This window comes from Marispirochaeta aestuarii (assembly GCF_002087085.1).
Lineage (GTDB): Bacteria > Spirochaetota > Spirochaetia > JC444 > Marispirochaetaceae > Marispirochaeta > Marispirochaeta aestuarii.
On sequence record NZ_MWQY01000040.1, the window covers coordinates 1 to 7,434 of the forward strand.

A 7,434-nucleotide genomic window follows, 5' to 3' on the forward strand; every position below is an offset into this window, starting at 1 on the left:
ACCCTCACTCCCAAAATAGTAAAGGAGCTGACTAAGATTCTTCTTAGACAGCCCCTTTTACGTCAGCGAGCGAAGGGAATCCTCTCCGGTCGTCGTCATCGTGACGACTCCCTTCGAGCCGCCGCGTTCGCTGGCGCGCGGCATCGTGCCGCGCTTCCGGGCCTGTGCGGCCCGCGCTCACTTGTTTCGATTCCCTTCTCTATATAGTAAAAAGCCTCCCTGCCGGGAGGCTTTTTACGTCAGCGAGCGAAGGGAATCGAACCCTCGTCACAAGCTTGGGAAGCTTGGGTAATACCATTATACGACGCTCGCATTTACATGTGCAGTATACTTATCCGTGTTGTACTTGGTCAAGACAGATTCTGCCTGATAAGCACTTGCCTTGATCAAGCAGACATGTTTCTGCTACACATGAAGCGCGGACGTTTCCGCTGGAAGGTATGTATGCCGGAAAAAAAGACTATTATAGAAAACAAAGGTAAAAAGATTGTCTCTTCCGGACTGGTACGACGGGGATTCCTGGTCGGCGTTTCAGCCAATATTCTTGGTCAGGGATATGTCCTCGAATCAGGTGAAACCCTGATCGGCAGGGATTCTTCCTGCAGGATTCGTATTAACGACAAACAGATCAGCGGAATCCATTGCCGGATCAACTCGTCATCCCAGGGTATAATCATCGAGGATCTGGACTCGTCCAACGGCACCTATCTTAATCGTAAAAAGATCAAAAAGCCCATGCCAATCAACTACGGTGACAGAATAGTGATCGGGGAATCGATCCTTCGCTTTCTGTTTGAAGAGGAACTTTGAATTCCTCCATTTTCTGACTCAACCGAATACGCTGCGAAGCCACTTATACAGCGCCTCTTCTTCCAGAGGTTTTGAGAAAAACCATCCCTGGGCCTCATCGCAGCCCAGGTCCCGCAGGGCACGGTACTGGTCCCCTGTTTCAACACCTTCGGCAGTAACCATCATCCCGAGATTTCTGCCAAGACCGAGAATAATGCGGGCGATACTGTCGTCCTGCTCCATTTCCAGGATAAAACTCCTGTCTATCTTGAGCCTGCCCGCGGGAATATACTTGAGAATGCTCAAGGATGAGAAACCTGTTCCGAAATCATCTATGGCAATATTTACCCCGATCTCCCTGATCTTCAGCAGCAGATCCCGTGTTTTTTTGGGATCATCGGCCGCTATGGATTCGGTTATCTCCAGCTCAATCTTATCCGGAGGTACATTGTAATCCTGAAGAATCCGTTCAAGAACCTGGACGAAGTCTGCTTCCTGCAGCTGGAGCTGAGAAACGTTTATGGACATAACCAGCGAGGTGTATCCCTGTTCGCGAAGCCGGGACAGCTGCCAGCAGGCACTCCTGAGAACATGGTTCCCGATAATGACCATCAATCCTGACTGTTCCGCCAGGGGAATAAAGTAATCCGGAGAAATATAATCTCCCTCCTCGTTCTGCCATCGCAGAAGGGCCTCAAGACCGTCCGGTTTTCCCGTATCAAGACTGATTTTCGGCTGGTAGACCAGAAAGAATTTCTGAGCCTCTATGGCGCTGCGGATTCCCCGCAGCAGCCGGATCCTGTCCCGCATGATACCGCCCATTTCATCTGAGAAATAGACAGCCGACCCGCGTTTGGTGTGCTTTGCCGGTTTAAGGGCAAGATTGGCGTTTTTCAGCACCTCCGGATCCGCTGGCTTTCCCCTTTCCAGAGCCACAAGACCGATGGTGGCAGAAAGTCTCAGTTCGTTCCCCTGAATGGGAAAAGGGTTGTCAAAAAGGGCGAGCAGTTTGACGGCATTGACCTCCGAGGCAGGTCCCAGCAAACCGAAAGTGTCGCTGTTTATCCTTGATATAACGCTTTCATTCAGATTATTCCGAAGAGTACGGTAGACCTCCTTCAGGACTGCGTCACCAAACTCATGCCCCAGGGTATCGTTTATTGATGAGAAGTCGTCGATATCAATGACGGCGAAGCATCGGTCTCCGCTGATTACAGGGGATTCTGTAATGAGCTCCAGCATCTTGTTGAGATTCGGAATACGCAGCAATGGATCGAGATACGCCTGGTCCCGCAGACGTTCGTACAGTACAACATTGTCAAAGCCCACGGCCATATTGGAACCAAAGACCTCCAGCAGGTGTCTGTTATTCTCTTCAATACGCTCACCCGTCTCCACGAAGGCTACGAGCTCACCCCCATTTTCTGTGGAAAAATAGAGAGCCAGTCCCTCGTCGTACAAATTACACCTCTCTCAGACAGCGTTCTATCGCCCCCCTGATGGCCTGATTGTCAAGATTCGTCAACGGCTGCTCGATAAGGCTGCTGTAACGGCCGGCTGCGGCTATTATGCGGGGAGACCCCTTATCTTCCGGCCCTCCCGTCTGGGCACAGATGAGCCCCTCGGGTTCGATGTTCAACAGAGCGCAGAGCTGTTCCACAACCCCGGCGGCAAAAAGTTCGAGCCCCCGTTTCTGATTGAGTTCCGTACTTGCCTTGACGACCATTTCCAGACCGGAACGCATCTCGTCAATCTTCTTCATTTGATTATAGGAACGGATTGCAGTGGTCAGACTTGTATACAGCCTTGTGCGGGTCAGCTCCGATTTTGTCTTGTAGTCATTTATGTCGAAGTGACGGATTGTGTCCAGTTCGGGAGCATAACCCGGCTGACCGGTCCGCAGTATAATCCGCAGGCTCTGAGAGCCGGGTAATTTCCGAATTTGCCTGATTACTGCAAGCCCGGCATCCTCGGTTTCCATAACTACATCCAGGATCGCAACTGCAATATCCCTGGTATCGGTAATGAGCTTAAGAGCTTCCCCGGCACTGTAGGCGTGGATAAGCCGAATGGGACGATCCTCGATAATGAGTCCCCGAAGGGCAAAGTCTGTAGCCTTATGCACGTCGGGATCATCATCAACCACAAGGACCTTCCAGCTCTTTCGGGATTTTACCTCCAATCCTGTTTCGACGGAATCTTCCAATATCGAAAGATATTCATTCTCGTTATTATCGATTACATTCACACTGTCCACCAGACAACCAGTTATTCAGTACTCATTACTAGTATTGGAAATTAATTTCTCCAATGCAAATTTTTCTGTTCAGGCCTCATCGGGAGCCTTAACAGGTAATGAGATGTTCACGCTGGTTCCCTGTCCGGGTTCACTTATTACCCGGATCGATCCCCCCAGGATTCCGGTCACCAGGGAATAGACAATATGAAGCCCGAGACCGGATCCCCCCTTTCCGAGTTTTGTGGTGAAAAAGGGATCAAAGATTTGGGGAAGAACCTCAGGTTCAATCCCGCAGCCGTTGTCGACGACCGCAAGCTTCACATACCCGTCCGTGCCCATATGGGCGGAAAAACGGATTTCACCCTCCGGGGAATCTTCGAAGGCGTGGACCAGCGCGTTATTCACCAGATTCATCAGTACCTGGGATAAGGGGCCGGGGTAACTGTTCATCCTGATCTCAGGATCCACATCAAGGGTCAGTGAGACGGTGCTTCGTTTGAACAGAGGGCTGAGGGTGAGCCGCAGCTCATTTGCTATCTCGGTGAGCATGAAGGGACGTCGCTGATGACTCGACTGGTCCACCGCCACCTGTTTGAAGCTCTTGATCATCTCGGCCGCCCGGAGCAGGTTCCGCTCCATTATCTCCGAGGACTCCTGCAAATCCTGAAGAAACCTGTCCAGCTCGGAGCGCTTGAGCCCTTCGGCCAGAAATTCGTTAAAACGCGGCCCCATATCCCGCATGGTGCTGGCCACCATAAGCGCATTTCCGATCGGCGTATTCAGCTCATGAGCCACTCCAGCGACAAGGGCTCCAAGGCCCGCCAGCTTCTCCGACCGTATCAGCCCCTCATGAGTCAGCTCCAGTGTAGAAAGGGCATCCGCCAGTTCCCTGGTCCGCTCCCGCACCCTGTCCTCAAGCTCAGCGTTGAGTCTTTCAAGCTCCGCCTGAACCCGCCGTTCCTCTGTTACATCGTAGAAACTGACTACAATCTCCGAGCCGATCATTGCTCCGCCGAATATCAGGTTTCGCCGTTCGCCGCTTTTCGTTGCGACCAACAGCTCCGTGGGACGCAACTCTCCTCCCTTTTCCCTTATCCGCCTGATCCCGGCTCCCCACATGGTTTTTGCTCTCTCACGGTCTTCAGGATCGGGATAAGCCAGGGGCCACCAATGATCCAGGTCTGGCAGCTCATCCAGGGTATAGCCAAAAAGATTTCGGTGCCATCTGTTATGGGCTACAATGCCCCATCCAGAGATAAAAGAGCAAGGGCCACAGGAGCCAGCTCAAAGAGCCGGCGGAAACGCTGTTCGCTCTCCTCCAGGGCCCGCTCCGCTTCTATGCTGCGGGTTACATCCCGGAATACGGAGACGTAGCGTTTTACCTCTTTACCCTCGGACAGACGCACCGTTTTCGCCGGGTTCAGGGAGATCTCTGCGGTAAAAACAGTGCCGTCGGACCTGAGATGCTGCCACAGAAAATGCCTGGCCCTGCCCGCCATGGCATCCGCCATCAATTCCCGGGAATACTCGATGGATTTCCGTCCGTTTTTCTGATATTCCGGGGAGAGGGTTCCCGGATGCCGTCCTACAAGATCATCACGGGACAGACCATAGAGAAGACAAACCGCAGGATTGCACTCGATAATTATTTCATCTTCTATCAGGAGCATACCGTCGTTGGCATGCTCCACCATCTCTCGAAAAACAAGCAGCTCTTCGTCATGTTTCTGCAGGGACATGCATTAAGCCTAGGCAGGCCCCAGGCAGAAGTCAAGGAAAGTCCTCAGTAATCGTATTCCCGGGCTTCGCCGCGGACCTCAAAGACCGCACTGAGAGGTTCGATCCCGGTGAGTACGATGCTCCTTCTGTCCGGCTGACTGCCTCCGATGTAGACCTGGAACTTGCCCGGTTCCAGGATCCGCCGTCCCTCGTCATCGATCATGGTCATGAGGCGGGGAGCAAGGGTAAAGCTGACCTCCGATTCTTCGCCGGGTTTCAACTTCAGCTTGCGAACTCCTTTCAATTCCCACCGGGGGACACGGGTACCCGCCTCGAGGTCCCGGAGGTACAGCTGTACTGTTTCGCCGGACTCAAAGCTGCCGGTATTTTTTACCCGGACCCGGCACTCCAGCCGGTCGCCGACTTCGATGGCATCCTTCTCCAAGGTCAAAGCACTGTATTCAAAGCTGGAGTAACTCAAACCATAGCCGAAGGGATACAGGGCCTCCCCCGTCATATACCGATAGGTACGGTTAATCATGGAATAGTCCCGGAAGTCAGGCAGATCTTCAGTGGAACGATAGAAGGTAACCGGGAGTCTTCCCGAGGGGCTGTAATCACCGAAGATCATCGATGCTATGGCTTGTCCCCCCTCCGCTCCGGGGTACCAGCCGAGGAGAATTGCAGGTACCTGCTCATCAGCCCAGGTAAGGGCCAGAGCACTGCCGGTCAGGAGCACCAGGATAACCGGTTTTCCTGTGGAACAGACGGCCTCCAAAAGCTCCTGCTGTTGTCCGGGGAGTTTCAGGTCCTTCTTGTCACCCCGGGGAATCTCCTCCGCTCCGCCGGGACCTGCCGCTTCACCCTCGATAATGTGGATCTCTTCCCCTTCTATGGTGGGATCCAGCCCGAGGCAGACCACTGCGACGTCCGCTCTTTGAGCCGCCGCCACAGCCTCGGCAAGGCGGTCCTTCGGTTCCGCCCGCTTTTCTATTCTGTTGGCGTAGAGATGGCAGCCTTCGGCATAATAGACCCGGGTATCCGGCTCAACCGCCTGCTGGATACCCCGCAGCACGGTGACCATGTGCGACGGGGTACCGCAGTAATTGGCCTTCATAGCCTCTTCATTGTCGGCGTTGGGACCGATAACGGCGATGGATTTAATACTCTTCCTGTCCAGGGGCAGCAGCTTCTTCTCGTTTTTCAGGAGAACCAGAGACTGTCCGGATACCTCCAGGGCAAAGTCCCTGTGTTCCCGGCAGTCATTCACCTCATAGGGAGTGGAAGCAAAGGGGACATGACCGGGATCATCGAACATTCCCAGCTTCATGCGGGTTAGCATCAGGCGGGTTACCGCCCGGTCGATCGCCTCTTCCGGGACCAGGCCTTCCTTACAGGCGTCCATAAGATGCATGTACATGTGTCCGCAGTTAAGGTCGCAGCCGTTGTTCATGGCAAGGGCGATGGATTCGGAGGGAGTCTTTGTAATCTTGTGGTCCTCATGAAAGTCCTTTATGGCCCAGCAATCGGATACTACATGGCCCTTGAAGCCCCACTCCTCCCGCAGGATTTTCTGCAGCAGGGTCGGGCTTCCGCAGCAGGGCTCGCCGTTCGTCCTGTTGTAGGCGCCCATAACAGATTCCACCCCAGCCTCCTTTACAGCATCCCGGAAGGCCGGAAGGTAGGTCTCCCGTATGTCCTTGGGAGATGCCACCGCATTGAAACTGTGCCGTTCAGCCTCGGGTCCGCTGTGAACGGCGAAATGTTTTGCACAGGCTGCACTCTTGAGGTACTTTTTATCCGCACCCTGGAGTCCCCGGATAAAGGCTACACCGAGCCTGCCGGTCAGATAGGGGTCCTCCCCGTAGGTCTCATGCCCCCGGCCCCATCGTGGATCCCGGAAAATATTGATGTTGGGAGACCAGAAGGTCAGCCCCTTGTAGATACCATGATCATTCTGGCGCTGAAACTCATGATACTTGGCCCTCCCTTCGGTGGAGATTACATCGGCGACCCGGAAGAGCAGCTCTTCGTCAAATGTAGACGCCATGGCTATGGCCTGGGGAAACATGGTAGCCACCCCGGCCCGGGCGACCCCATGAAGGGCCTCGTTCCACCAGTTGTAGGCGGGGATTTCCAGCCGGGGGATTGCGGGAGAATTGTAGCGGGTCTGAGAGGCCTTTTCTTCCAGGGTCATTCTGGAAACAAGATCACGGGCACGCTCCTCGAAACTCAGGGATTCATCTTTGTAAGCCGGTTTTTCTTTCATAATTTCATCCTTTATCTTATATATGTACGCTGACTATAAATTTAAAAGATTTTAACATGAAATTCCGGTAATGGAACAATAATTCATAAGCGCCCCTCAATCCGTATAGAGAAGCGGAATACATAAGCCCGGATACTGCGGGAAGAACAGAAGTCCCAAAACCTTGCCGGGTCCAGGTGAAAAGCTTTCAATTTTCAATATATTGGGGGAAAACAGCCCTCACGTTTTTCTTGACAAAGCAGTATCCAGGGATTACCGTATGATCAATCGGGCGATTAACTCAGTGGGAGAGTGCTACCTTCACACGGTAGAAGTCACTGGTTCAAATCCAGTATCGCCCAGTCTGTCTTCCGGGGAAGACCATTCCTGCAAGCTGGGCGCACTTCGTGCTATCCAGTATCGCCCAGTCTGTCTTCCA

The 7,434-nt window shown here is 53.3% G+C and carries 5 protein-coding genes, 2 tRNA genes and 1 pseudogene; 2 read left to right on the forward strand and 6 right to left on the reverse strand.

Annotated features, from left to right (window positions below; genetic code table 11):
* Positions 1–241 precede the first annotated feature (241 nt).
* Positions 242–312, reverse strand: a tRNA-Gly gene (locus tag B4O97_RS18820).
* Positions 313–444: 132 nt separating this feature from the next.
* Between B4O97_RS18820 and B4O97_RS18825 the strand changes: the two genes are divergently transcribed.
* Positions 445–810, forward strand: a complete 366-nt coding sequence (locus B4O97_RS18825; RefSeq protein ID WP_158084405.1) for an FHA domain-containing protein — start codon at positions 445–447, stop codon at positions 808–810.
* A gap of 18 nt (positions 811–828) precedes the next feature.
* Here the strand turns inward: B4O97_RS18825 and B4O97_RS18830 are convergent, their stop codons facing one another.
* The 5 genes and pseudogenes from B4O97_RS18830 to B4O97_RS18850 all read right to left on the reverse strand — a co-directional run bounded on the left by B4O97_RS18830 (position 829) and on the right by B4O97_RS18850 (position 7,016).
* Positions 829–2,124, reverse strand: a complete 1,296-nt coding sequence (locus tag B4O97_RS18830) for a putative bifunctional diguanylate cyclase/phosphodiesterase (RefSeq protein WP_332891620.1) — start codon at positions 2,122–2,124, stop codon at positions 829–831.
* Positions 2,125–2,142: 18 nt separating this feature from the next.
* A pseudogene (locus tag B4O97_RS18835) lies at positions 2,143–3,046 on the reverse strand (DUF3369 domain-containing protein); the annotation flags it as partial.
* Between the two features lie 69 nt (positions 3,047–3,115).
* Complete coding sequence (locus tag B4O97_RS18840) at positions 3,116–4,084, reverse strand: sensor histidine kinase (protein WP_158084406.1); 969 nt, start codon at positions 4,082–4,084, stop codon at positions 3,116–3,118.
* 179 nt (positions 4,085–4,263) lie between these two features.
* A complete protein-coding gene (locus B4O97_RS18845; RefSeq protein ID WP_083053072.1) occupies positions 4,264–4,767 on the reverse strand; it encodes a PAS domain-containing protein in 504 nt (167 codons plus the stop codon).
* Positions 4,768–4,811: 44 nt separating this feature from the next.
* Positions 4,812–7,016 (reverse strand): glycoside hydrolase family 3 C-terminal domain-containing protein, encoded by a 2,205-nt coding sequence (locus B4O97_RS18850; RefSeq protein ID WP_083053073.1) that lies wholly within the window; start codon positions 7,014–7,016, stop codon positions 4,812–4,814.
* A gap of 269 nt (positions 7,017–7,285) precedes the next feature.
* Here B4O97_RS18850 and B4O97_RS18855 point away from each other — a divergent pair.
* Positions 7,286–7,357, forward strand: a tRNA-Val gene (locus B4O97_RS18855).
* Positions 7,358–7,434: the final 77 nt, after the last annotated feature.